This window comes from Peribacillus sp. YIM B13472 (assembly GCF_042788005.1).
Classification (GTDB): domain Bacteria; phylum Bacillota; class Bacilli; order Bacillales; family DSM-1321; genus Peribacillus; species Peribacillus simplex_E.
Map to the genome: position 1 here is coordinate 26,202 of NZ_JBHZPG010000025.1, position 22,926 is coordinate 49,127.

A 22,926-nucleotide genomic window follows, 5' to 3' on the forward strand; every position below is an offset into this window, starting at 1 on the left:
GTTTCAGTCTGTTGACAAAAGGGCTTCCGGAAGGGTCGCACCCCGAACCGGATTTTAAAAGAAGACTCGGTTTAATGGTTAGCCGAGACTCCGCTAGATGCTCCCGGCGAGGAGACTTGGCAGAAACTCGGCGGAAAGGGAGCGGATTTCGAAATCATCTGCAACTTTTTTAAAAATAAATAACATGTTGGCAAACTCGCTTTTTCTTCGAATTTGTCTACAGTCTGAAACAGCCTATATAAATAATAGGTTGTTTTTTATTTTCTTGTAAAGGGTATCCTTTTAAAAAAAAGTATGTTCAAAATTAGGAGGAATATAAATGGATGATAATCAATTGAATGAAAAATTGATGCCAATGACTTCAGTATCCAGTGGTGATGTACAGATAATAAATGAGGATATATATTGTCTGTCCGTCCAAATCGTTAATGTAATTTTTGTAGGGTCACCCAAAGATGATAAATGGGTATTGATAGATGCAGGGATGCCACGCTCAGCAGAGGTAATAAAGAAAACTGCTGAAGAAATATATGGACCACAAAATCCTCCTGCTGCCATTATTTTGACACATGGACATTTCGATCATGTTGGTGCACTGATTGAGTTAATGGAGTACTGGAAAGCTCCTGTTTATGCCCATATAAAAGAAATGCCTTATTTAACGGGACAGGAAAATTACCCCAATCCGGATCCTACTGTTGAAGGAGGGATGATCGCAAAAATTTCATGGATTTTTCCAAATGAAGGAATCAACCTTGATGAAAAAGTTCAGCCATTGCCTGATGATCATAGTGTTCCCGGGCTTCGCGATTGGAAATGGGTTCACACCCCTGGCCATTCAAAAGGACATATTTCACTTTTCCGTGAAAGTGACCGAAGTTTGATTGCTGGAGATGCTTTTGTGAATGTCAGGCAAGATTCCCTATACAAGGTTATCACTCAGGAGAAAGAAATAGCAGGCCCACCGCGGTATTTGACAACCGATTGGGAGGCTGCAAAAGAATCTGTAAAGTTATTGGAAAGTATGAAGCCGGCAATTGCCATAACGGGGCACGGGTATCCTGTTGAAGGGCAAGAACTGGAAATGGGTTTATCAAAGCTTGCAAAGGAATTCGATTCATTAGCTAAACCGGATCATGGGAAATATGTGGAATGAAGCGTAAACGTGTTTCATGAATAATTTCTCTTCAGAAGTCAAAAATAAACAAGCAACTTATGAAAATGGAGGGATATCCGTGACTAAATTAAGAGATATCATGACAACAGACGTGGATTGTTGTACTGCGGAAGATAATATATATGAAGCAGCAGTCAAAATGAAGAATGAAGATGTTGGTGTCATTCCTGTATTGGAGAATAACCATTTAATTGGTGTCATTACAGACAGGGACATCGTCATTCGCTGTGTAGCCGAGAAAAAGCCGAATTCAACTAGAATTACTGATGTCATTTCCACCAACCTTGTAACAGGTACGCCTGATATGTCAGTGGATGAAGCTGAGGAGTTAATGGCTACCGAACAAATCAGAAGGCTCCCTATCATTGAGAATGACAAGCTGGTGGGAGTCGTGGCATTAGGTGATCTTGCTGTACACCAACAGACAAATTCAATGGCGGGAAATGCTTTAAGTTCAATTTCCGAGGACAGAGACCAAATTCAACACTAAAAACAAAAACTCTGTTAGCTTTTGCTAACAGAGTTTTTGTTTTTAAAGATACTTATTGAACCATCCTTTGATTTCCTCAACATGTTGCAGGCGCATTTTGGGAGATCCGCTTCGAGATACTTCATGAGTTTCATCTGGGAATGAAACAAGTACTGCTTCTTTTTTTTGCCGTTTTAAAGCGACAAAAAATTGCTCGCTCTGTTCAATGGGACAGCGGAAATCCTTTTCACCGTGAAGTAAAAGTAAAGGAGTATTCACATTGGAAACATATTTTATAGGAGAGTGCTGCCATAATTTTTCAGCAGAGTTAACGATATCGCCGCCTACTTCCCACTCTGTAAAATAATAGCCAATGTCGCTGACCCCATAAAAACTTAGCCAGTTACTTATGCAACGCTGAGTCACAGCAGCCTTGAAGCGGTTGGTATGTCCGATGATCCAATTTGTCATGAACCCTCCATAACTTCCTCCTGATACCCCTAAACCTTCATGCTCGATAAAATCATACGTAGCTAAAACGTGATCAACTCCAGCCATTAAGTCCTTATAATCCATGCCTCCATAATCGCCCCGGCAGGCATTTACGAAGTCTTGGCCATACCCTACACTCCCGCGCGGGTTAGTGAACAATACAGTATACCCTTCATTAGCCAAGGTCTGGAATTCATGAACATAGGTATTGGCATACATCATATGCGGACCGCCGTGGATTTCTAAAATGAGCGGATATTTTTGATTACCATTAAAATCGGTCGGTCTCATGATCCAGCCGTGGATGGTAAGTCCATCAACAGATGGAAATGTAATGGGTTCAGCCATGGACAAATGTTTATCCTTCAAAAAATCGTCATTAACAAAACTGATTTGTTCCTTATCGCCATTCGTAAGGTTATAAGTAAAGAGGTCGCCGGGATGAATAGGTGTACTGATGGCCACGACAGCACGATGGCTTTCGGGATCTATAGTCAGGCCGTATATATGCTGCGGGTCAAGGATCGATGGATACATGGCTCCTTCAATGGAACCATAATAAACTCCGGTATTTCCGTAATCGCTTATTAAAAAGTAAAAGCCTTGGCTATCGTTTGTCCATAAGATACCTGGGTCGACGGCTCCGATTTGGAAATCCCCAATTGCGGAATCTCCAATTTGGACGTCCCATCCATCGGTCAAACACTGAGTCGTTTGATCGAAAATGGAATATAACCAGATATTTGAAAAGGTGGCACCGGCAAATTCTTTATTATGGCCAATGAAAGTTAGATATTCGCCATTTGGAGACCATTTTGGATCTCTAAAGAAACCTTTGCCATCCGTTATCCTCTCTAAAGCTTTCGTTTCTAGGTCCATGATGAAAATATCCGAAAAAAGTTCATCATCACTTTTTTCTGCATCCCCGCTTATGAATGCAATATGCTGTCCGTCTGGGGACCATGCATTCGGATGATGATCAATATTGTTTTCCGTTAGCAATGTGGAATCTCCCTTAAAAATTTCCACTATAACCAGCTGCTGATATAACTGATCAAAATAGCCTCTCCCATCCCATTTATACTTAATCCGGTCATACCTATGAACTTCTTTGGACAAATCATTTTCCGTAACCGTATTAAGGTTTTCGCCCACCTTTAATCCGGTTGAAAGCAGCAACTTGGTGGAACAAGGAGACCAAATAGGCTTTGTTACACCGTTAACGAAATGGGTCAGCTGTCGAGCTTCCCCACCAATGCTCCCAATAATGTGGACTTGTTTTTTACCAGATCTGTCCGATATAAAGGCGATATGCTTGCCGTCGGGTGACCAGGCTGGTGATGTATCACGATTATCCCCAAACGTCCATTGCTTTGTTTCATTCGTAATCAGGCTGAACATATACAGATTGGAAATGTATTTTTCCGTTTTTTCATCTATTCTGGTTTGGACATAAATCGCCATGCTGCCATCCGGGGATAGCTTTGGATCGGTTACTGATTTCAAGTGAAATAAGTCTCTTGCTGTTATACCTATATTGTTCATCCTTTTCACCCTTTCATTTCTCATAGTTATGTATTTCGCTAAAGTGAAATATAAATCCTTTAGTAAATGGTAAACGCGTAATGTTTATTTATCAAGGACGAAAGAAATGAAAATAATCCGGCCTATTCATCAGGTCGGATTATCAGGCTATATAGGCAAAAAAACATACATTACTTATGCATGTGCCGATTATGTGGGCGGTGCGGAGGAATTTGGAAATTATGTTCTTCCATCATTTTATAATGTTCTTCAAAATGTAAAACCATTTTATCGGCTTCTTCTTTCGAAAGCGCGCCATACTCGACATATTTTTCGATCAATTTCTTTTTGTCAGCGAGTATCTGCTTTTGGATCTTAGCGATTTCCGATTTTTGAGCTTCAGTGAATTGGACACTTTCCGGTTTTGCTTTATTTTCCTGTGCAGCCGGGTGATTCAGGTTAACCAAGAATAGGGAACAGGCTGTTAAACAGATGACTAAAAACTTTTTCATGAATGAACGACTCCTTCTATTGATTTTTGTGGAACCTATAAAACCTGAAAGTCTCTTCCTAATGGTCAATGTTTTTCAATATGGAAGATTCCTTATTTCTTTATTATCATTTACAGCATTTACAGTTTTATGTAAAAAATTAGGATGAGGGTTTGTTATAGAAAGATATGGGTAATTTAAATGTAAGCAGAAAATTTCGTTGTAGCTTCTTATTAATAAAAAATCATTTAAAGAAGGGAAGAAGGGGGATAATCATGATTTGGACAATTATTGGTGTAATAATATTATTATGGGTTCTTGGTTTAGTCTTTAAAGTGGCTGCAGGATTTATACATATCTTGCTTATCATCGCGGTCATTCTCATTTTGGTTAAAGTTTTTAAGGGAAGGAATCGAATATAGATGTGTATAGAAGGCTAATGTGGAAAACTTTATAAATACCAATGTAAAAGGCGGCCTGGTCGACAGGTCGCCTTTTAATTTTCCATCAGGTTGTCAATCATAAGGAAGTGGCTGGCCTAACAGCCTCTTATGAATCCATATAGCTGCTTGGGTACCATCCCCCATCGAAATGGTGACTTGTTCGGAATGGGCAACGAGGTCGCCGCCTGCCCAGGCTCCTTTAATATTCGTTTCTTTAGTCCGTGGATGAATCACCACATGATTATTTTCATTTACTTGCACACCTAATTGTAAGGCTAGCTCATTATTAAGTTTGTTACCTTTAAATGCCGTGAATGCCTTTTCAGCTTCGATTATTTTACCTGATACTAATTGTATGGCTGTCAACTGCTGTTTGGCATCAACATGAACTTCACAAACTTCCTCTTCGATTACGGGAATCTGATTTTCCTTTAACTTTTCCCTATATTCATCATCAATTTTTGTTTTCAAATGATTTACGTAAATGATATCTTTTGACCAATATAATAGAGTAAGCGCCATGACTGCGCCCGCATTTCCGCCTCCCATGACAACGGTTTGCTTATCCATGATCTCATACCCATCACAATCAGGGCATATATATGTGGATATCCCAAGAGTTGGATAGATGTTTTTGATTGGAGGAATGTTATCAGTAATGCCAGTACCAAGAAAAATCATTTTGGCTTGATATTCCCTGTCATTTTTTGTTTGGATAAAAAACTTGTCCTGCTTTTTTTCAAGAGATTTCACTGTATCATCCAAGAATTCAACACCGAACTTTTCAGCGTGCTGTCTGCCAAGCATCCTTAATTGTTGGCCGCTTACCCCATCAGGCCATCCAAGAATGTTATGGTAAGCCTTGGCAATGGAAGATCGGCCTTGAGCAGAATCAATGACGATAATATCATGTTTATATCTTCCGAGCTGGATGGCTGCCTGAATACCGGCTATCCCTCCACCAATAATAATGCAATCTGCTTGTTTCATGAATTCACCGCCCGTAAATTTGGAATAAACCTAGTGTTATTCTATCTGTGAAAAATATACCACTAGTCGCTGGCGCTTAAACAAAAAAGGAGGAAGTCCGCAGTTGGCAGACCTTCCTCCTTTCTTTAATTCCTATATCATTGATTCTATATTGGTTCAAGCCATTCTTGTGCCCAATTTTGAATTTCGTTCATTACCGGTGCAAGAGCCTTGCCTTTTTCAGTTAAAGAATATTCAATCCTGACCGGTGTCTCTGGATATACGTCCCTTTTAACAATACCTTCAATTTCCAAGTCCTTTAAACGTTCAGAAAGAATCCTGCCGCTTATCGGGAATGCAGATTCAATATTACAAAACCGTTGAGGGCCGTTAAGTAATTGATTGACAATCAATCCAGTCCAGCGTTTACTCAAGATTTGCATTCCTTTTTCAAATCGTGGACAAAGTGTCGTATTATTCATCATATCACCTCATTATTAATATATTATAATCCATTTACCTCATATGTAACAACTTTACCGATAATTATTTAGTTACTAGAGATGTTATAGTATAAGAAATTTATGAACTTACTTTAAGTATCATGAAAAGTTTCCGCCTCGGAATTGCCACATTTTTAAAAAATGCGCTTTTTAAAAATTGTGTTCTTTAGAGATACCATGAAAAATATGTTATTTTAATATGGAAGTCAAAGTTTTGCAAATGGAAGGATCCGTGGGAAAGATGAATGATTTACTGCAAGAGGCCGTATCCTTTATCAGGACAAGTTATCCGGAATTATTGAAAACGGAAGAGGACATAAATGGCAGGATCGAACAAATTAACAAGGAAATAAATGAAACAGGCAGATATGAACATACATATGAAGAATTGGTATATGGTGCTAAATTAGCTTGGCGTAATAGCAATCGTTGCATTGGGCGCTTTTTTTGGGAATCGCTGAGGGTGATTGATAAAAGGATGATTCAAAGCGAAGAAGAAATTGTATCGGCTCTCTTTGAGCATATCGAATATGCTACGAATAATGGGAGCGTCAGACCTGCGATTACAATTTTCAAACAGAAAGATCATGATCGAAAAGTGGATATTTGGAATCATCAGCTTATTCGGTATGCAGGATATGAGACGGAACATGGCGTAGTCGGCGATTCAAGTTCAATAGAATTCACCAAGCAATGTATGGCATTAGGATGGGAAGGGAAATTCGGACCTTTCGATATTTTACCCCTTGTATTCCAATTGGACGGAAAACCCCCTAGTTTTCATGTTATACCTGAATGCCTCGTTAAAGAAGTTCAAATCACCCACCCTGAACTGACATGGTTCAAAGATCTTCAAATCAAATGGTATGCAGTTCCAATCATATCCGGTATGAGGTTGGAAATTGGCGGTATTACTTATTCAGCTGCACCATTTAATGGGTGGTACATGGGTACGGAAATCGGTGCCAGGAACCTTGCTGATGAAGAACGCTACAATATGTTACCGGCAATCGGGGAGAGGATGGGCTTGGATATTAAACGTGATTCGAGTTTATGGAAAGATCGAGCCCTTATCGAACTGAATGTAGCAGTCCTTCATTCGTATAAAAAACACGGAGTCAGCATTGTTGATCACCATACAGCAGCTAAACAATTCAAGAAATTCGAAGAAAAAGAACTCTCTTGTGACCGGAAAGTAACGGGGGACTGGACCTGGTTAATTCCACCGGTGTCTCCAGCGACGACACACGTTTTTCATAAGCCATATAACAATGAAATAATGAAACCTAATTTCTTTTATCAAATTCCTCCATATAAATAAAGGTTTATATTAACTGGCGTGGGGTATAGATATAGCAAGCCAATAAATAAGGGGGAAGGTAATGATGGCATTAGGAAGAAACGTGGTATTACTAGGAGTCGGAGTTGCCGGAGTCTCATTTTTATCGAATAAAACGAACAGAGGAAAAGTGAAGGACATATGGTCCAATGCAAAAGCAAAAACAGTAGGCTTTTGGAATAGGACGGCTTCAGAGCTGGATCCTGTAATTGAAAAGGCAGGTCACCCTGATCCATATGATCATGATGACAATAAAATGGTAGATGAAGGCGCCATGTATGGTGTTCACTATTATAATAATGCGAAGCATGGATAATGCAATCAGACTCGCTTGGGTATCCCCAAGCGTTTTTTTATTATATTTTTCAAATAAAAAATCAGATAATTCAGAATTTGGAATTGGGATTCATCGTATTAAATTCTTTATTGTGCTTTAAATGAATAAGGATTAAGATTAAAGAATCGAAAGGAAGTGGATACGAGTGAGCAGCAGTTCTTATGATCCTGAACCCAGAAAGAAAGAGGAAGCCAATATGATGCTAGAAGTCGAGACTGTTATTCTCCCTGAGTATCTGCTCGAAGAAGGTAAATAAGGCTTTCTCTATAGAAGAGGAGGTCAAGAAATGATTGAAATCTACAAGACGGATGAAAACCGTCACCTAAACAATATCGAGGAAATGACAAAAGGTTCCTGGGTGAACATTGTTGCGCCCACAGAAGCTGAAATAGATTATATTTGCACGACTTTGCAATTACCGATCAATTTCATGAAAGATCCACTGGACGATGAGGAAAGGCCACGAATCGAAAAAGAGGATGATAATGTTTTAATTATTGTCGACTTCCCATATTTGACCAGGGACGAAGCCGACTTACCGATCTTTGAAACGATTCCCATCGGTATGATCTTTACCAAAGACTGTTTCATTACAGTGTCTTTGAAAGAAACACCGATATTGGCGAATTTCAAAAACAATAAAATCAAAGGATTTTTCACCAATAAGAAAACAAGGTTTGCTTTACAATTATTATTTGAGATTTCATCCTATTATTTACGTTACCTGAAACAGATTAACAAGATGACTAATGAAGCGGAACGTGAATTGCATCAATCCATGAAAAATAAAGAACTATACACTTTCCTTGCTTTGGAAAAAAGCTTGGTTTATTTTACGACATCATTGAAATCAAATCGCGTAGTACTTGATAAGATCCTCCGTTTTAATTATTTGAAAATGTATGAAGAAGATAAAGAATTGCTTGAGGATGTAATCATCGAAAATGCTCAGGCAATCGAAATGGCAGAAGTGTATCTATCCATTCTTAGCGGTATGATGGATGCATTCGCTTCGATCATTTCCAATAATGTCAATAATGCCATGAAGTTTCTAACCTCAGTGACCATTATTTTGACACTTCCGACGATGGTGGCAAGTTTTTACGGAATGAATGTGGAACTGCCATTTGAACATAATCGGTTTGCTTTCATTTTTTCATTATTAATTGCCATCACATTGGCAGGGACGACGGCATTCATTTTTTGGAAGAAAAAATATTTTTAAAATTAACCGGCTTATTAAGCCGGTTTTGTTTTATTCCTCAAAAAAATCAGAAAATCCTTCACTGTTAATCCGATCGGAATAAGGGTTCTCATCCTTAACATTCTTTGCATCCAAATTTGTTTTAATCACTAAGCGGGGACTCTGTGATGCTTCTCTGATGATACGGTCGTTCAATTCTTTAAAATCCGGTACATTCTTATTGCCGGGTTTGTTTGGTTCCAATAAAACCACCTCCATTCCTATCTTTGCAATTAATGATGAGGTGTATTCATGAATATTCTTAGGTTTGGGAAGTATAAAGGATTGAGGAGGAGATCATGATGACCAAATGGAACGAGCAAGCAGCGCCCAATAATAATTTAAGGGCAAGTGATTTAAACCCAGATGGAGCCGATAAAGCAAAAATGGATCCAAAAACAATTGATGGTGATCAATTGAATGATCTAAAGATCCAATGGGAAATCAGAAAGCAAAATATATAAGAGAAGTCCCTGATCGTCAAAGTAAAACAGCACAGGATCATGCAGAGGAAAACGCTTGGCGGTTAAACCAAGCGTTTTTTTGAGTATTCAATGGTGGTTTAGGATTCTCTTTTATCATGTACGCTTTTGCTTTTTAAGAGAAGAGGGTTGAGTGAAGGACCCGGTTTCTTTCATAGTGGTACCTTGCCCCTCTACCTGAGAAGAACCTAAACGAGTTTGTGAAGCATCTTTCTTGTTTTTTCCATTCATGTTTATCACCTCGATATTATTTTCCCTATTTCCTTTGCATCCTATACATATATTGAAGGAGAAAAGGACAGGTTAGAAGGTAGAGGAGGTGTGTGTTGATGTCAAAAATCGGTGTTGAAGAATCATTAACGAATATTCAGGAAGCACTTCGTGAAAAAGGTTTTGATGTTGTGGAGATTAAACAAGAAGCTGACGCAAAAAACGTGGATTGTTGTGTGGTAACAGGTTTGGAAAGTAATGTGATGGGTATTAGCGATACTTCATTAAAAGCGTCTATCATTGAGGCAAATGGTTTAACTGCTGATGAAGTGTGCCGCGAGGTTGAAAATAAAGTGAACGCCATTCAATAGTTCAAAAAGTGCCTAAACCGATATAGGGTTAGGCGCTTTTTCTGTTCGGGGTTACTGTGCTATGGAAATTGCTGCAATCAATTCCACCGCTACATTACCTTTGATCGCTCTAGAAATCATACATGAAGTTTCAGCTTTTTCAGCAAGTTTCCTCGCTTTTTCAACCACTTTTTCAGAAGTACCCGGTACCAATACAAGTGCAGGGCGATGAATGATTTTCTTGTAGGTGAATACACCATTCGTAACATCCACTAACGCTTCCGATTGCATGGTCAAGCTCAGCTTTTCTATATGGGATCGCTCTAACATGGCAGCAAAGGTAATGATATAGCAGGTCGATGCCGCCCCAAGCAGCATTTCATCGGGATTAGTACCAATCCCTGGTCCCTCCATTTCAGTAGGAATACTTATCTGTGTATGGAGATTCCCTGAATGAATCGAGCCGATATCATTTCTGCCGCCGGGCCATTCCGCGGTTAAATGAAAGTGATGTATTGTCATTTTTTTAACCTCCTTATTATTGTATAGTGTAAACGATTAAACAGCCTTAAGTATCCGATTTTGCTCACTCAGTCGAATAATCCAGCAATCGTACGAATTAAGTTATGAAACGGCCGAATAATTCTCCTGAAGGCCTGAATAAGTAGCTAACCGACCAAATAATCTACCGCTAGGCAGAATTAGTTTCCAGTAGGCCAAGTTTCCGCCAGTCGATCGAAGCATTCGAACGGAAAGGTATATTGATATAAAGGATACATGTTGATGAAACAAAAGGCAGAGGCATTAGGCTATTTTAAGCACAATATTGGATAGGCTTTTCTATAATGATATAGACGGTTTTATATAAATAATACTTCATTAAGGAAGGGCTGAAAAGTTGACTACATTGAGTAATATGTTCGATTTGACTAATAAAACGGCTATCATTACCGGCGGCGGCAGAGGACTGGGCAAACAGATCGCCATGGCGTTGGGGGAGGCTGGTGCAAATATCGTCATTGCTTCACGAAATCTTCCTGTATGTAAGGAGGTATGTGAAGACTTGCAATCGATGGGTGTTAATGCAGTTGCCTTTGAATGTGATATCACGGATGAGAGTGCCATTGACCATGTCGTCCAGGAAACGGTTGCTCAATTCGGCACGATTGATATTCTTGTCAATAATAGCGGTACGTCGTGGTCAGGTCCGCTTTTGGATCTTCCCAAGGATAAGTGGGAAAAAGTATTGAATGTTAATGTTACAGGTACATTCCTCTTTTCACAGGCTGTAGCGAAGGTCATGAAGCAGCAAAATTCCGGAAAAATCATAAATATTGCATCGGTATCTGGACTTGGCGGGACTTTTCCTGAGTTATTGGATACGATCGCTTATAACACCAGTAAGGGTGCCGTCATTACAATGACCAAGGATTTAGGAGTTAAACTTGCTAGATACGGCATCCAAGTCAATGCAATTGCACCTGGATTTTTCCCGACTAAAATCACAAAGAAAATTCTTGAAAAGTCTAACTATGACATATTAGGTAAAACACCGGCTGGCAGGTTTGGCAATGAAGATGATTTAAAGGGTGCCGCCGTATTTTTAGCCTCACAGGCTTCTGACTATATGGTTGGTCATATTTTGATCGTTGACGGTGGAGTATCGGCATTAGTTTAAACGGAAGAGAAAGGAAGGAAGAAATATATGGTGGGAAAATCAAATTTTTATAAAGGGCTTAAATTAATAGGTGGACAAAAAGAGCAACAGCTTAATGGTAAAATTCAGGATTTGCTAAATAATCGTGAGTTAATAGAAGCAATAAGCGACAATGCCCAAATGCAAATTCCAAGAATAAATAGAATGCAGGAAGCCTCAGAAAGAATGTCCATCATCATGAATTCCCCAACAAAAAAAGATGTGGCGAGTGTAGCGAAATTAGTCATCCAGCTCGAAGAAAAAATTGATAGGTTAGAAGAGATGGTCTCTACACTTGTTGAGGATAGGGGCGGGAACGTCAGAGGTAATTCTTCAGTTCGTAACAAACGCAATGCTTTTTCATCGGGCAGTAAGAAAAAGAAGTCAAGTCGGGAATCCAATGAAATGGATGGGCGTAAAAAAAGGATATCGGATTTTATAAATAATTCCTTATTGTCAAGCTCACAGTTACCTGAGTTCGATTCACTTGGACAGGGGAATTCAAATGTCTAAGCGGAAAGTGCCGAAAAATCAATCCGAATCCATAACTAAATGGAAACATTTAATGGATATTCCCAATCAGCCAATGCCTGAAATGGGACTGACGCCGAAAATAGCGGTGTGGAAAAAAAACAAATCAACGCTTTGGTATTATCCGTCAGCACAAAAAAAATATGATGTTCCGGTTTTTCTTATATATTCACTAATCAATACTCCTTTGATTCTTGATTTGTCTCCTGGGAATAGTTTAATAGAATCCTTTGTAAATGAAGGCTTTGAAGTGTATTTGCTTGATTTTGGAAGTCCGGGCTTTGAAGATGGTGAAATATCGATAGAAGATTATATCGTCGATTATATTCAAAAAGGAGTACAGCGTGCATTACGCCACTCTGGAGCATCTGAAATTACAGTTATGGGGTTTTGCCTCGGCGGTACAATAGCCGCAATATATGCTGCGATTGCAGATGAGCCAATCAAGAATTTGCTCCTTTCCGTTACACCGGTAGATTTCAGTGCCTCAGAATTTTTTGATCAATGGCAGATAGCGTTAAAGGAAGGTACCGCGGATTTTAACGAGACGATTGATATTTATCAAACGATCCCAGCCAGTGCAGTTAAATATGGAATCAGGTTAATTACATCTCCTATCTATATATCACCCTATTTATCTTTATTGAATCAAGCGGATGATGATGAATATGTTCAAAATTGGCGCCGCTTCAATGCTTGGGCTAATGGGCATGTACCATTATCCGGAGCAGCCGCAAAACAAATAACCAAAGATTTATTGATAAAAAATAGCTTGGTTAAGGGTGGTTTTAAGGTAAGGGGAAAAAAAGCGAAGCTATCGAAAATTGATGCTAGTGTTTTGGTAATAGCGAGTAAGTATGATCGATTGGTCCCGCAGGAAATGATTTATCCGATAATGGAGCATTTAACATGTAAGGATAAGACATTTACCCTACTGAAAAGTGGACATGCTGCTAAACATTATTCCGGTGTACTCCCATATTATTTGAAGGAATGGCTACCAGGGCGTTCTTCACCAATTCAATAGATTACTGGGGGGATGTGAAATGTTCGTGTTGAACGCCAGTGAGGATATCAAAATCATGCCGGTTGTAGAGTATATAGGCTTTGCGTCATTGATATTTCCAAAAATTTTTGCAACATTTCCGGATTACTAAAGTGAAATAAATGAAAGGGCTGGCTCGGTATGTAGAACCAGCCCCCATTGTATTATTGATAATATTTCACTCGTTCTTCAAGTGGTGAGAAGTCTTTATCGCCAGGTTCTGCAGTGGGTTTTCCAAAAGGCATCTGTGCGATGAGTTTCCAATCGCGTGATATATCCCATGTCTTTCTCACTTCGTCATCGATTAAAGGATTATAATGCTGAAGACTTGCACCAAAACCCTCAATTTCCAAGGAAGTCCATACGACAAATTGTAAAATGGCAGATGATTGGTTCGACCAAATCGGAAAATTTTCGGCATACGTTTTGAATTGTTCTTTAAGCCTATCTATGATGGCCTGGTCTTCAAAGAATAAAACCGTACCATAACCATTTATAAATGACTTCATTTTTTCTTCATTTTTTTCAAAATCTTTGTCACCTAATGCTTTTCTTAATGCTTTTTTCGTGATATCCCATAAAAGGTCGTGGCTTTGACCAGTTAAAACAATCACTCTTGCACTTTGGGAGTTGAAAGCTGAAGGGGAATATTGAACGGCATGATCGATAACTTCTTTAATCCTTTTATTAGGGACAACACGTTCCTTGCTAAGGGAATAATAAGAGCGTCTATCTTCAATTGCGCTAAAAAAATCTTTAACCATATATCACACCTCCATTCTTTATACCGATTTATTTTGACCTGATTTTATTATTTTATGATAAGTGAATACGGGTGAAATGATTTGAATGAAAATGGTTGACAAATATATCACTGTCGTTTATCTTTAAATCAAGATATTTGTATTAAAAGCATTATGGTAGATTAAATACTTTGAATTCGAGATATTACTTACGGATTAATTCATGACTGTAAGGGGAGATTTATATAGATAGGAGTGGTACGGATGGAATTAAAAGGATTACATCATGTTTCGGCGATTACAGCTAAAGCGGGAAATAACTTTGAATTCTATACAAAAGTCTTAGGGATGCGATTAATCAAAAAAACGGTTAATCAAGATGATGTTCGTGTGTATCACTTATTTTATGGAGATCAAATTGGTTCACCGGGTACGGAATTGACGTTTTTTGAAATTCCCAATGCTGCCCGCACTCATGAGGGAAACAATAGCATTTCAGAAATTTCTTTAAGGGTGAGAGATGATGAAGCGCTAAGATATTGGAAAAAACGGTTTGTGGAGTTCAATGTTGAGCATGATGAAATATCGAGCCGTTTTGAAAGGAAGGTGCTTTCTTTTAAAGATCCTGAAGGGCAGAGGCTTCTTCTGGTTTCCGATCAGGATAATAACGGCGTTCAAGGAGGATTACCGTGGGGTGGAAGCCCGGTACCGCAAGAGTTTTCCATCCTTGGATTAGGACCAGTAAAACTTACTGTGCCCAATATTGAACAAACTGAAAGTGTCCTTACCGAGGTATTGGGGTTCAGGAAATTAGGCACATACCCATCCTTAATTAGGGGGCAAAATCCGATTGTCGTTTACGAGACGGGTGAGGGAGGAACAGGAGCGGAACTCCATATTGAGGAAAGGAATGACATACCTCGGGAAAGGTTGGGGAGGGGTGGAGTACACCATGTTGCCTTCCGGGTGGATAATGAAGAAGAATTGAGAAAATGGATAGAGAAAATTAGTGAATCGAAATTCGTGAACTCGGGCTATGTGGACCGCTTTTATTTTCATTCACTCTATTTTAGGGAGCCGAATGGCATCTTATTTGAACTAGCTACTGATGGACCTGGTTTTGCAGTGGATGAAGCAGAGCAGCACCTAGGTGAGAACCTTGCCCTGCCACCTTTTTTAGAATCGAGAAGAAAGGATATTGAATCGAATTTAAAACCACTGAATACAAAATCAACAAATTAATCAACGGGAAAGGAAGTAATCGGCATGCAAAAGCAAAATGCTGGAATACATCATATAACCGCAATTGTAGGCAATCCTCAAGAGAATGTGGATTTTTATGCTGGAATATTGGGAATGCGTATGGTGAAGAAAACCGTTAATTTTGATGATCCAGGCACCTATCATTTATATTTCGGAGATGAATCAGGTTCACCGGGCTCAATCATCACTTTCTTTCCTTGGCCTGAAGCATACCGAGGGACAATAGGTTCTGGACAAGTGGGGATTACAACATATGCCGTTCCGGAAGGGTCAATGGACTTCTGGAAAATGCGTTTGGATAAATTTAACATAGGCTTTGAAAAGGTTTCACGTTTCGGTGAGGAATATCTGGAATTTCAAGACCCGCATGGTTTGCAACTTGAACTGGTTGAGCGTAAAGAAGGTAAAAATAGCAAGTGGTCATTCGGCGGTGTACCAGCTGATAAGGCGGTCAAGGGATTCGGAGGTGCCGTATTATTGACGTCAAAGCCGATCAAAACGATGGAACTATTAGAGAAAGTGATGGGCCTGCAAAAGATTGGGGAAGAGGGCGATTTCATCCGCTTCAAATCCACATCGGACATCGGAAATTTGATAGATGTTAAAAAAACGGTTTTGCCCAATGGGAAAATCGGAGTGGGAACTGTCCATCACCTTGCATGGCGTGCAAGCGATAATGAAGATCATAAAGAATGGAGGGAGCATATAGGTAACCATGGCTATGGTGTGACACCCTTTAAAGACCGTCAATACTTCGATGCCATTTATTTCAGGGAAGATGGAGGCATTCTCTTTGAAGTTGCCACAGATCCACCTGGCTTCGCTCATGATGAAACGAATGAAACGATGGGGAGTAAATTAATGCTGCCGCCATGGCTGGAAGAAAAAAGGGAGTACATGGAGAAAACGTTACTGCCGGCAGTGCCGAGAGTACTAGAGGAGGATAAATGATGAAGCATATTTTTCAAAAAGGAAGTAATCCAGAAGCGCCATTGCTTTTGCTTTTACATGGCACTGGAGGAACGGAAACAGATCTCTTGCCATTAGCGGAAATGGTTTCACCGGGTTCATCCGTATTGAGTGTACGGGGAAATGTACTTGAAAACGGAATGCCTCGGTATTTCCGCCGGTTATCCGAAGGGATTTTTGATGAAGAAGATTTGATCTTTCGTACGAAGGAGCTTTATGACTTCTTGGACTTAGCGGCCGGAAAATATGACTTTGATCGTGACAAAGTGGTAGCATTAGGTTATTCTAATGGTGCCAATATAGCGGCAAGTTTGATGTTCCATTTCGAAGGGGCACTACAAGGAGCGATTCTTCATCATCCAATGGTACCTAGACGAGGTATTGCACTGCCGTCCCTCTCGGATATACCTGTTTTTATTGCTGCAGGTAAAAACGATCCAATCTGCCCGGCAGAAGAAACGGAAGAACTCAATCAACTTTTACTGCAAGCTGGTGCTACGGTGGATGTTCATTGGGAAAATTACGGTCATCAGTTAACACGTTCAGAGGTTGAGGCAGCAGGTTCATGGTTTCATAAGAACTTTATATAAGAATGAAAGAGGGAATGAAGATGATTTCAGTTAATCCTGAAAGTCTGACTGAACGGGAAAATTATAAGTTTTTGACTGGAAGCATTATACCGAGACCTATAGCCCTGGTTACGACACAATCCGAAACCGGTACAATCAATATAGCGCCGTTCAGCTTTTTCAACATAGTCAGTTCCAATCCTCCGATGATTTCCATTTCTGTTCAACGGAAAGAAGGAGTTTCAAAGGACACGGCCCGAAATGCAATTCAAACAGGTGAATTCGTTGTTCATATCACTGATGAAAATAATGTTGCTGATGCAAATCGAACGGCGAAGGAACTCCCATCTGACGAAAGTGAATTGGGTCTTACCAATTTCACGCCAGCTGTTAGTGATAAAGTATCCGTACCTGGATTGCAAGAAGCGAAGGTACGCTTTGAATGTACATTAGAGCATGCGATACCGTTGGCAGGTTCCCAGAATAAACCTGGTTGTGATTTATTGATAGGGAAAATAGTCTGCTATCATATAGAGCAAGATATTTACCATAATGGCCGAATTGACCAGAATGGGCTAAAACCTGTAGCAAGATTAGCGGGTCATACTTATACAAAACTAGGGGAATTATTTGAAATAGAACGTCCTTAAGTGAAAAGAAAGAAAGAATGGCGTCATCTTTTTGAGATGGCTTCATTTTTTTAGATCAAAATTATCCGGTTAGATTTATCTGCAATTTTAATGCGGTGAGCGGTAGTTCCGAAAACTGGCAATCATTTCATTTCAATGCCGGAGGTGCCATGATTGTTAGAATTTAAAAGAAAGTCTTTACAAACGAAAACAAAACTTGACAAATTTTTCATAGATTGATAAAGTTATAAAAAAATAATTTCTTATCCAGAGAGGTGGAGGGACTGGCCCTATGAAACCTCAGCAACAGGTCTAAAAAGGCACTGTGCTAATTCCAGGGGGTGAAACCTTGATAGATAAGACCGTACGTGTTTATTTGTCAGTAACGCACTCTTTTTTAGAGTGCGTTTTCGTTTTTTCTGGATGCAAGATTAAGGAGAGTAAGAATGGAAAACAAAAGGAAGCATGATTTTCAAAGGCAAATGCAAGCACGGCATATAATAATGCTATCGCTTGGCGGGGTGATTGGAACTGGTTTATTCTTAAGTTCGGGTTATACGATTCACCAGGCTGGTCCGTTTGGCACCATCCTTTCGTATCTGATTGGAGCAGTAGTGGTTTATCTAGTCATGCTATGTCTAGGTGAACTGGCAGTACATATGCCCGAGACAGGTGCGTTTCATAGCTACGCAGCCAAATACATCGGACCAGGGACAGGGTATACAGTAGCCTGGTTGTATTGGCTAACTTGGACGGTTGCACTAGGTTCGGAATTCACGGCTGCAGGATTGTTGATGCAGCGATGGTTTCCATCAATAAGTGTCTGGATATGGAGTGCTCTATTTGCCATTTTGGTCTTGGCATTAAATGCGTGGACCGTTAAGTTTTTCGCTGAATCCGAATTCTGGTTTGCGTCTATTAAGGTATTTGCTATTGTGATATTTATTATTCTGGGAGCTGCAGCAATGGTAGGTTTTATTCCAATAATTGATTCACAGTCAGCTCCGTTATTTTCCAATTTCACAAGTGCAGGTTTATTTCCGAATGGTGCTTTCGCCATTCTGATGACGATGCTCGCGGTGAATTTCGCATTTTCTGGAACTGAATTAATTGGAATTGCAGCTGGAGAGACAGTGAACCCTGAAAAAACGATACCAAAGGCAATCCGTATGACATTATGGAGATTGATTATCTTTTTTGTGGGTACCATCGTTGTATTATCCGCATTATTGCCAATTTCGGATGCAAGCGTATTAGAGAGCCCCTTTGTTACAGTTCTGGAACAAATTGGAGTGCCATATGCAGCGGGTATTATGAACTTTGTTATATTAACTGCCATTTTGTCTGCTGCAAACTCAGGACTATATGCCTCATCCAGGATGCTTTGGTCACTTGCAGATAAGAAAACTATATCACCCATATTTGCAAAATTGACAAAACGGGGTGTTCCGGTAAATGCAGTCCTTTTCAGTATGTTGGGCGGTGGTTTAGCCCTTTTCTCAAGTATTATTGCACCGGATACTGTATACATAGTGCTCGTATCCATTTCTGGACTAGCCGTGGTTGTAGTTTGGATGAGTATTAGCGCGTCACAGTTTCTATTTCGCAGGCGATTTATAAAAGATGGAAATTCAGTAAATGATTTGGCTTATCATACACCATTATATCCACTCGTTCCAATCGTTTCTTTTATACTATGTCTTGCTTCTTGCATAGGAATTGCATTTGATCCTACACAACGAATTGCACTATATTGTGGCATTCCTTTTATTTTGTTTTGCTATGGAAGTTATTATTTGACACAAACGATAAAGAAAAGAGGAGTAGACCATGAAGAATAAAATAAACCCAATTGACGCAATATTACGAGATCATTCAGTCATGATTTTGGACGGGGCTCTAGCTACAGAGCTTGAAAGGCATGGGTGCGATTTGGACGATCCCCTGTGGTCTGCACGTGTATTACTTGAAAATCCAGAAGTTATTTATCAGGTTCACTCTGACTACTTTCGTGCTGGTGCTGACTGTGCGATCACGGCAAGTTATCAAGCAACAGTTGAAGGTTTCGCCCTCCGCGGAATACAAGAGAAAGAGGCTTTGGAACTAATCCGGAAAACGGTTTTACTTGCAAGGAAAGCAAGAGATGAATTTTGGATGGAAGAAGAATATCAAACGATTAGACCTAAGCCATTGGTCGCTGCATCAGTTGGACCTTATGGGGCTTACCTTGCAGATGGTTCAGAGTATGTAGGAAACTATGGTGTTTCAGATGAAACTTTAACTGCATTTCATCGCTCGCGAATATCTGCTTTGATTGAAGCCGGTGCTGACATTTTAGCATTTGAAACGATTCCTTCCCTGCAAGAAGCAAAAGTATTACATTCATTATTGAAAGAGTATCCAGAAGTCTATGCTTGGCTATCCTTTTCATTGAAAAATGAAAAAGCGATTAGTGACGGTACATTGCTTGAGGAGTGTACCAGATTGTTTGGGGACAGTGAGCAAATTGCAGCAATCGGCATCAACTGTGCGCCTATATCAGGTATCACGGAAGCCATACAGCTGTTGCGTTCAAACACGCATAAACCAATTATAGTTTATCCGAATTCTGGTGAAACATATAATCCGGAAACTAAAACCTGGCATGGTGAAGAATCATGTAACAGGCTCGACCTGAAATCTGAAGAATGGCACCATGCAGGGGCACGTTTAATTGGAGGATGTTGCAGAACTGCACCGCATCATATTGCAGACATTTCAAGAAAGTGGCGACCTTCCGTGGTGGTATCCTCCTAGCCCTTCTCCTGTCATCAAACTGTTATAAGGTATGTAAGTAGTGGATAAATAAAAAGAACAGGAAGCGTCATAATTTGACGATTCCTGTTCTTTTTTTTGCACTAGATCGGGTGTGAAGGAACATCTGGGTTGAGTTATATTTCTTATTTTTTTCAGTGTTTTTAAAATGAATTTCGGCTGAAAATAACAGGTCAATCCAGACTTGCTGCAAAAACAGGAAAAAGAGAAATTAAATCATATTTTTTGTATGCTTGGGGAAACTAAACAAACAATGATTGGAAAGGAGAGAATGAGTATGAGTCGTGGTAAAAATTTTAATCACAAAGAAAAAGGACATCCAGGAAATCTACCCAATAATAGAATTAGCGAAGAGAAGGAACACAGCCGGCAATATGAACAAATCGAGGATATTGTCACACATGAAGCTTTCAAAAATCGGGAAAAAGAAGACGAGATGCCATGATTTATTGGGAAAAAGTATATCGAATGAGACACTTTTAAACATATCAAGATATTGAGCAATTTTCCATACCTTTAAGGATTTTATAATTTCGCTTTCCAAAAATAGAAGCACATCATAAGGCTTCCAAAATTCAGCTTCGTTTTTAGCTTTAAAGATGAGACAGCAATTTCCATTTATTCACTTGGGAAAAACCATGAGCTTTGCTATGGTTTTTCTTTCATTGCAAATAAATCAAGAGGGAAAGTCGGAGATTAAACGTAAATAAGCATATACGGAGGATAGAAAAAACAGCGGAATTTACTCATCTTTCCTTGATGGAAAAGGAAAGATGTTAAAGAAGATAACAGAATAATGATGATGGATGCATTTAATTAGCTGACTTTCTTCTATATATAATTAATAAAACTTAATTTTCTAAACTCAGGGGCAACTATTAGAATTCAAAAAGCTACTAAGCCAAGTTAGTAAGTTTAATTACATGTAGTGTCAAAAGGGCGAACTCAACGATTAATAATAACCGGCTTATCCTAACTGGTTAATGCCATGGAATTTTACAGTTTTGAATAAATCATTCGTGAATATTATAAGAAGTCCAATGTCTGCTATGTTATATTTTGTTTATCGCGATTTATTTCCACTTCTCGTTTAGCTCTAATAAAAGCGATGAATTGAATCGTTTCCTCTTCAGAAAGAGAGATTCCATCGACAGTCAGCTCCATATTTGGTGAATCCGTTAATTCCAAGATTAGAGGAGACTCTGTGGTAATATCTTTAGATGGATAATCCACTCGACCTAGGATGTAATCAGTGGATGTATCATATAAGCCTGCTAATAAATTAATCGTTTCTAATGAAGGGCGGCGATGGCCCGATTCGTATCCTGCATAGGTACTCTTGGCGATTCCGAGTCTGTCAGCGGTATATTGCAAAGACCACCTTTTGGCCTTCCTTAATGTAGTTAATCTATTTACAATCATTCTTATTACTCTCCTTTTATATAAATCCATTATAACATCAAATTGGAATAAGCGTACGCGTAATGAATGATTTTAGCTTGATTTCACTCTGGAACATGACTATAATAACATGTGGTGTACGCGTAACATGTACATTTACAGCGAAAACATCCTTTTCTAAGATGATTGAATGACAGGGAGGCTTTAAAGGGGGGGAATATATTGGAGAAGTTGAAGTCAAAAATGAAGAAGTTGATGTTAATTACTACAGGTGGTACAATTGCATCGTTAGAAGGAAAAGATGGACTGGTTCCAGAGATGAAAGCTGACGAATTTTTAGGACATCTGCCGGGATTGGATTTACTTTACCAGATTGATAGTAAGCCTTTGATGAATATTGATAGTACAAATATGCAGCCGGAAGATTGGACAGAAATGGCACAATCCATCCATGAGCACTACCATGATTACGATGGCTTTGTGATTACCCATGGAACAGATACAATGGCTTACACTTCAGCTGCGCTCTCATATATGTTACAAGATTCAGGGAAGCCAATTGTCATTACAGGTTCTCAAATCCCAATTGCCTTTAAAAAGACAGATGCCAAAAGAAATATCTCGGATGCGATTCGGTTTGCTTGTGAAGATATTGGAGGAGTATATGTTGTTTTTGATGGTAGAGTCATCCAGGGTACTAGGGCCATTAAATTGAGAACTAAAAGCTATGATTCGTTTGAAAGTATTAACTATCCATATATCGCTACCATATTCAAAGATAAAATTGAGTATCTAAAGCCAGTTCATTCACCAAAGAAAAAGGAAGCTAAGTTAGATGCTTCCCTATGTACTGACGTTGCTTTAGTTAAGCTGCACCCCGGTATTAAGCCTGAATTCTTTGATTTCCTGAAAAATCAATATCGGGGAATCGTAATAGAAAGTTATGGAAGCGGTGGTATTCCATTTCAAGGAAGAAATATTTTAGAGAAATTGAATGAGTTGGTCCAGTGTGGAATATCCGTAGTCATTACTACCCAATGTTTAGAAGAAGGGGAAGATATGGATATTTATGAAGTGGGACGAAAAGTGAATAAGAATGACATCATTCGTTCCAGAAATATGAATACAGAAGCCATCGTTCCTAAGTTGATGTGGATTTTAGCCAAGACACAGGATCCCAAAAAAGTGAAGGAAATGATGGAAACACCGATTGCAGAGGACATTACATTATAGAACA

General features: G+C 39.3%; 28 protein-coding genes and 1 riboswitch. Of the genes, 19 read left to right on the forward strand and 9 right to left on the reverse strand.

Annotated features, from left to right (window positions below):
- Positions 1-319 precede the first annotated feature (319 nt).
- Positions 320-1,156: an MBL fold metallo-hydrolase gene (locus ACFX4I_RS17990; RefSeq protein ID WP_377422102.1), complete on the forward strand. Its 837-nt coding sequence runs from the start codon at positions 320-322 to the stop codon at positions 1,154-1,156.
- A 79-nt stretch (positions 1,157-1,235) separates the two neighbouring features.
- A complete protein-coding gene (locus ACFX4I_RS17995; protein ID WP_283931779.1) occupies positions 1,236-1,667 on the forward strand; it encodes a CBS domain-containing protein in 432 nt (143 codons plus the stop codon).
- 42 nt (positions 1,668-1,709) lie between these two features.
- Here the strand turns inward: ACFX4I_RS17995 and ACFX4I_RS18000 are convergent, their stop codons facing one another.
- Positions 1,710-3,683 (reverse strand): S9 family peptidase, encoded by a 1,974-nt coding sequence (locus tag ACFX4I_RS18000; protein WP_377422104.1) that lies wholly within the window; start codon positions 3,681-3,683, stop codon positions 1,710-1,712.
- A gap of 170 nt (positions 3,684-3,853) precedes the next feature.
- Positions 3,854-4,174, reverse strand: coding sequence for a DUF2680 domain-containing protein (locus ACFX4I_RS18005; protein ID WP_377422106.1), 321 nt, complete (start codon positions 4,172-4,174; stop codon positions 3,854-3,856).
- Positions 4,175-4,428: 254 nt separating this feature from the next.
- Here ACFX4I_RS18005 and ACFX4I_RS18010 point away from each other — a divergent pair, with 254 nt between their 5' ends.
- Positions 4,429-4,575: a lmo0937 family membrane protein gene (locus tag ACFX4I_RS18010; protein ID WP_230303307.1), complete on the forward strand. Its 147-nt coding sequence runs from the start codon at positions 4,429-4,431 to the stop codon at positions 4,573-4,575.
- A 93-nt stretch (positions 4,576-4,668) separates the two neighbouring features.
- Here ACFX4I_RS18010 and ACFX4I_RS18015 read toward each other — a convergent pair whose 3' ends face one another.
- Positions 4,669-5,586: an NAD(P)/FAD-dependent oxidoreductase gene (locus ACFX4I_RS18015; RefSeq protein ID WP_230303306.1), complete on the reverse strand. Its 918-nt coding sequence runs from the start codon at positions 5,584-5,586 to the stop codon at positions 4,669-4,671.
- A 146-nt stretch (positions 5,587-5,732) separates the two neighbouring features.
- Positions 5,733-6,047, reverse strand: coding sequence for a catDE operon transcriptional regulator CatR (catR, locus tag ACFX4I_RS18020; protein ID WP_230303316.1), 315 nt, complete (start codon positions 6,045-6,047; stop codon positions 5,733-5,735).
- Positions 6,048-6,288: 241 nt separating this feature from the next.
- Here catR and ACFX4I_RS18025 point away from each other — a divergent pair, with 241 nt between their 5' ends.
- From ACFX4I_RS18025 to ACFX4I_RS18035, 3 genes are all read left to right on the forward strand, one after another.
- Positions 6,289-7,389 carry a nitric oxide synthase oxygenase gene (locus ACFX4I_RS18025; RefSeq protein WP_377422155.1) on the forward strand — a complete coding sequence of 367 codons (1,101 nt, stop codon included), beginning with the start codon at positions 6,289-6,291 and terminating at the stop codon, positions 7,387-7,389.
- A gap of 61 nt (positions 7,390-7,450) precedes the next feature.
- Entirely contained in the window at positions 7,451-7,723 is a 273-nt protein-coding gene (locus ACFX4I_RS18030; protein ID WP_230303304.1) for a hypothetical protein, read from the forward strand.
- A gap of 307 nt (positions 7,724-8,030) precedes the next feature.
- Complete coding sequence (locus tag ACFX4I_RS18035; protein WP_230303303.1) at positions 8,031-8,969, forward strand: magnesium transporter CorA family protein; 939 nt, start codon at positions 8,031-8,033, stop codon at positions 8,967-8,969.
- Between the two features lie 30 nt (positions 8,970-8,999).
- On the opposite strand, the gene ACFX4I_RS18040 is transcribed toward ACFX4I_RS18035, so the two are convergent.
- Positions 9,000-9,191, reverse strand: a complete 192-nt coding sequence (locus tag ACFX4I_RS18040) for a hypothetical protein (RefSeq protein ID WP_309518867.1) — start codon at positions 9,189-9,191, stop codon at positions 9,000-9,002.
- A gap of 95 nt (positions 9,192-9,286) precedes the next feature.
- Between ACFX4I_RS18040 and ACFX4I_RS18045 the strand changes: the two genes are divergently transcribed.
- A complete protein-coding gene (locus tag ACFX4I_RS18045) occupies positions 9,287-9,451 on the forward strand; it encodes a hypothetical protein (protein ID WP_230303301.1) in 165 nt (54 codons plus the stop codon).
- 114 nt (positions 9,452-9,565) lie between these two features.
- Here the strand turns inward: ACFX4I_RS18045 and ACFX4I_RS18050 are convergent, their stop codons facing one another.
- Entirely contained in the window at positions 9,566-9,700 is a 135-nt protein-coding gene (locus tag ACFX4I_RS18050) for a YuzL family protein (protein WP_230303300.1), read from the reverse strand.
- Positions 9,701-9,798: 98 nt separating this feature from the next.
- On the opposite strand from ACFX4I_RS18050, the gene ACFX4I_RS18055 reads away from it, so the two are divergent.
- Positions 9,799-10,050 (forward strand): YkuS family protein, encoded by a 252-nt coding sequence (locus ACFX4I_RS18055; protein WP_230303299.1) that lies wholly within the window; start codon positions 9,799-9,801, stop codon positions 10,048-10,050.
- Positions 10,051-10,101: 51 nt separating this feature from the next.
- Here the strand turns inward: ACFX4I_RS18055 and ACFX4I_RS18060 are convergent, their stop codons facing one another.
- The gene (locus ACFX4I_RS18060) at positions 10,102-10,551 is read right to left on the reverse strand and encodes an OsmC family protein (RefSeq protein ID WP_230303298.1); all 450 of its coding nucleotides are present in this window, start codon (positions 10,549-10,551) and stop codon (positions 10,102-10,104) included.
- Between the two features lie 394 nt (positions 10,552-10,945).
- Between ACFX4I_RS18060 and ACFX4I_RS18065 the strand changes: the two genes are divergently transcribed.
- Genes ACFX4I_RS18065 through ACFX4I_RS18075 form a run of 3 tightly spaced genes read left to right on the forward strand, consistent with a single transcriptional unit; the run spans position 10,946 to position 13,283 of the window.
- On the forward strand, positions 10,946-11,707 hold the full coding sequence (locus ACFX4I_RS18065; protein WP_230303315.1) for an SDR family oxidoreductase: 762 nt from the start codon (positions 10,946-10,948) through the stop codon (positions 11,705-11,707).
- A gap of 30 nt (positions 11,708-11,737) precedes the next feature.
- The gene (locus ACFX4I_RS18070) at positions 11,738-12,238 is read left to right on the forward strand and encodes a hypothetical protein (protein WP_377422110.1); all 501 of its coding nucleotides are present in this window, start codon (positions 11,738-11,740) and stop codon (positions 12,236-12,238) included.
- The gene (locus ACFX4I_RS18075; protein ID WP_377422112.1) at positions 12,231-13,283 is read left to right on the forward strand and encodes an alpha/beta fold hydrolase; all 1,053 of its coding nucleotides are present in this window, start codon (positions 12,231-12,233) and stop codon (positions 13,281-13,283) included. Before ACFX4I_RS18070 ends, ACFX4I_RS18075 begins: the two co-directional genes overlap by 8 nt.
- A gap of 182 nt (positions 13,284-13,465) precedes the next feature.
- On the opposite strand, the gene ACFX4I_RS18080 is transcribed toward ACFX4I_RS18075, so the two are convergent.
- Entirely contained in the window at positions 13,466-14,065 is a 600-nt protein-coding gene (locus ACFX4I_RS18080; RefSeq protein ID WP_377422114.1) for a nitroreductase family protein, read from the reverse strand.
- A 243-nt stretch (positions 14,066-14,308) separates the two neighbouring features.
- Between ACFX4I_RS18080 and ACFX4I_RS18085 the strand changes: the two genes are divergently transcribed.
- The 7 genes from ACFX4I_RS18085 (at position 14,309) to ACFX4I_RS18115 (ending at position 20,733) form a co-directional block, all read left to right on the forward strand.
- Positions 14,309-15,286, forward strand: a complete 978-nt coding sequence (locus tag ACFX4I_RS18085; protein ID WP_377422116.1) for a ring-cleaving dioxygenase — start codon at positions 14,309-14,311, stop codon at positions 15,284-15,286.
- 24 nt (positions 15,287-15,310) lie between these two features.
- On the forward strand, positions 15,311-16,258 hold the full coding sequence (locus ACFX4I_RS18090; protein ID WP_377422118.1) for a ring-cleaving dioxygenase: 948 nt from the start codon (positions 15,311-15,313) through the stop codon (positions 16,256-16,258).
- Positions 16,258-16,866 carry an alpha/beta hydrolase gene (locus tag ACFX4I_RS18095; protein ID WP_230303314.1) on the forward strand — a complete coding sequence of 203 codons (609 nt, stop codon included), beginning with the start codon at positions 16,258-16,260 and terminating at the stop codon, positions 16,864-16,866. Before ACFX4I_RS18090 ends, ACFX4I_RS18095 begins: the two co-directional genes overlap by 1 nt.
- Before the next feature lie 20 nt (positions 16,867-16,886).
- Positions 16,887-17,495, forward strand: a complete 609-nt coding sequence (locus ACFX4I_RS18100; protein WP_230303292.1) for a flavin reductase family protein — start codon at positions 16,887-16,889, stop codon at positions 17,493-17,495.
- A gap of 239 nt (positions 17,496-17,734) precedes the next feature.
- Positions 17,735-17,837, forward strand: a riboswitch (SAM riboswitch).
- An 83-nt stretch (positions 17,838-17,920) separates the two neighbouring features.
- Positions 17,921-19,315: an S-methylmethionine permease gene (gene mmuP / locus ACFX4I_RS18105; RefSeq protein WP_377422120.1), complete on the forward strand. Its 1,395-nt coding sequence runs from the start codon at positions 17,921-17,923 to the stop codon at positions 19,313-19,315.
- Positions 19,305-20,270, forward strand: coding sequence for a homocysteine S-methyltransferase (gene mmuM / locus ACFX4I_RS18110; RefSeq protein WP_377422122.1), 966 nt, complete (start codon positions 19,305-19,307; stop codon positions 20,268-20,270). Before mmuP ends, mmuM begins: the two co-directional genes overlap by 11 nt.
- Positions 20,271-20,565: 295 nt before the next feature.
- Entirely contained in the window at positions 20,566-20,733 is a 168-nt protein-coding gene (locus ACFX4I_RS18115; RefSeq protein WP_162878727.1) for a hypothetical protein, read from the forward strand.
- Between the two features lie 602 nt (positions 20,734-21,335).
- Here the strand turns inward: ACFX4I_RS18115 and ACFX4I_RS18120 are convergent.
- Entirely contained in the window at positions 21,336-21,710 is a 375-nt protein-coding gene (locus ACFX4I_RS18120) for a helix-turn-helix domain-containing protein (protein ID WP_230304215.1), read from the reverse strand.
- Positions 21,711-21,932: 222 nt separating this feature from the next.
- Between ACFX4I_RS18120 and ACFX4I_RS18125 the strand changes: the two genes are divergently transcribed.
- A complete protein-coding gene (locus ACFX4I_RS18125; RefSeq protein WP_377422157.1) occupies positions 21,933-22,922 on the forward strand; it encodes an asparaginase in 990 nt (329 codons plus the stop codon).
- Positions 22,923-22,926 lie beyond the last annotated feature (4 nt).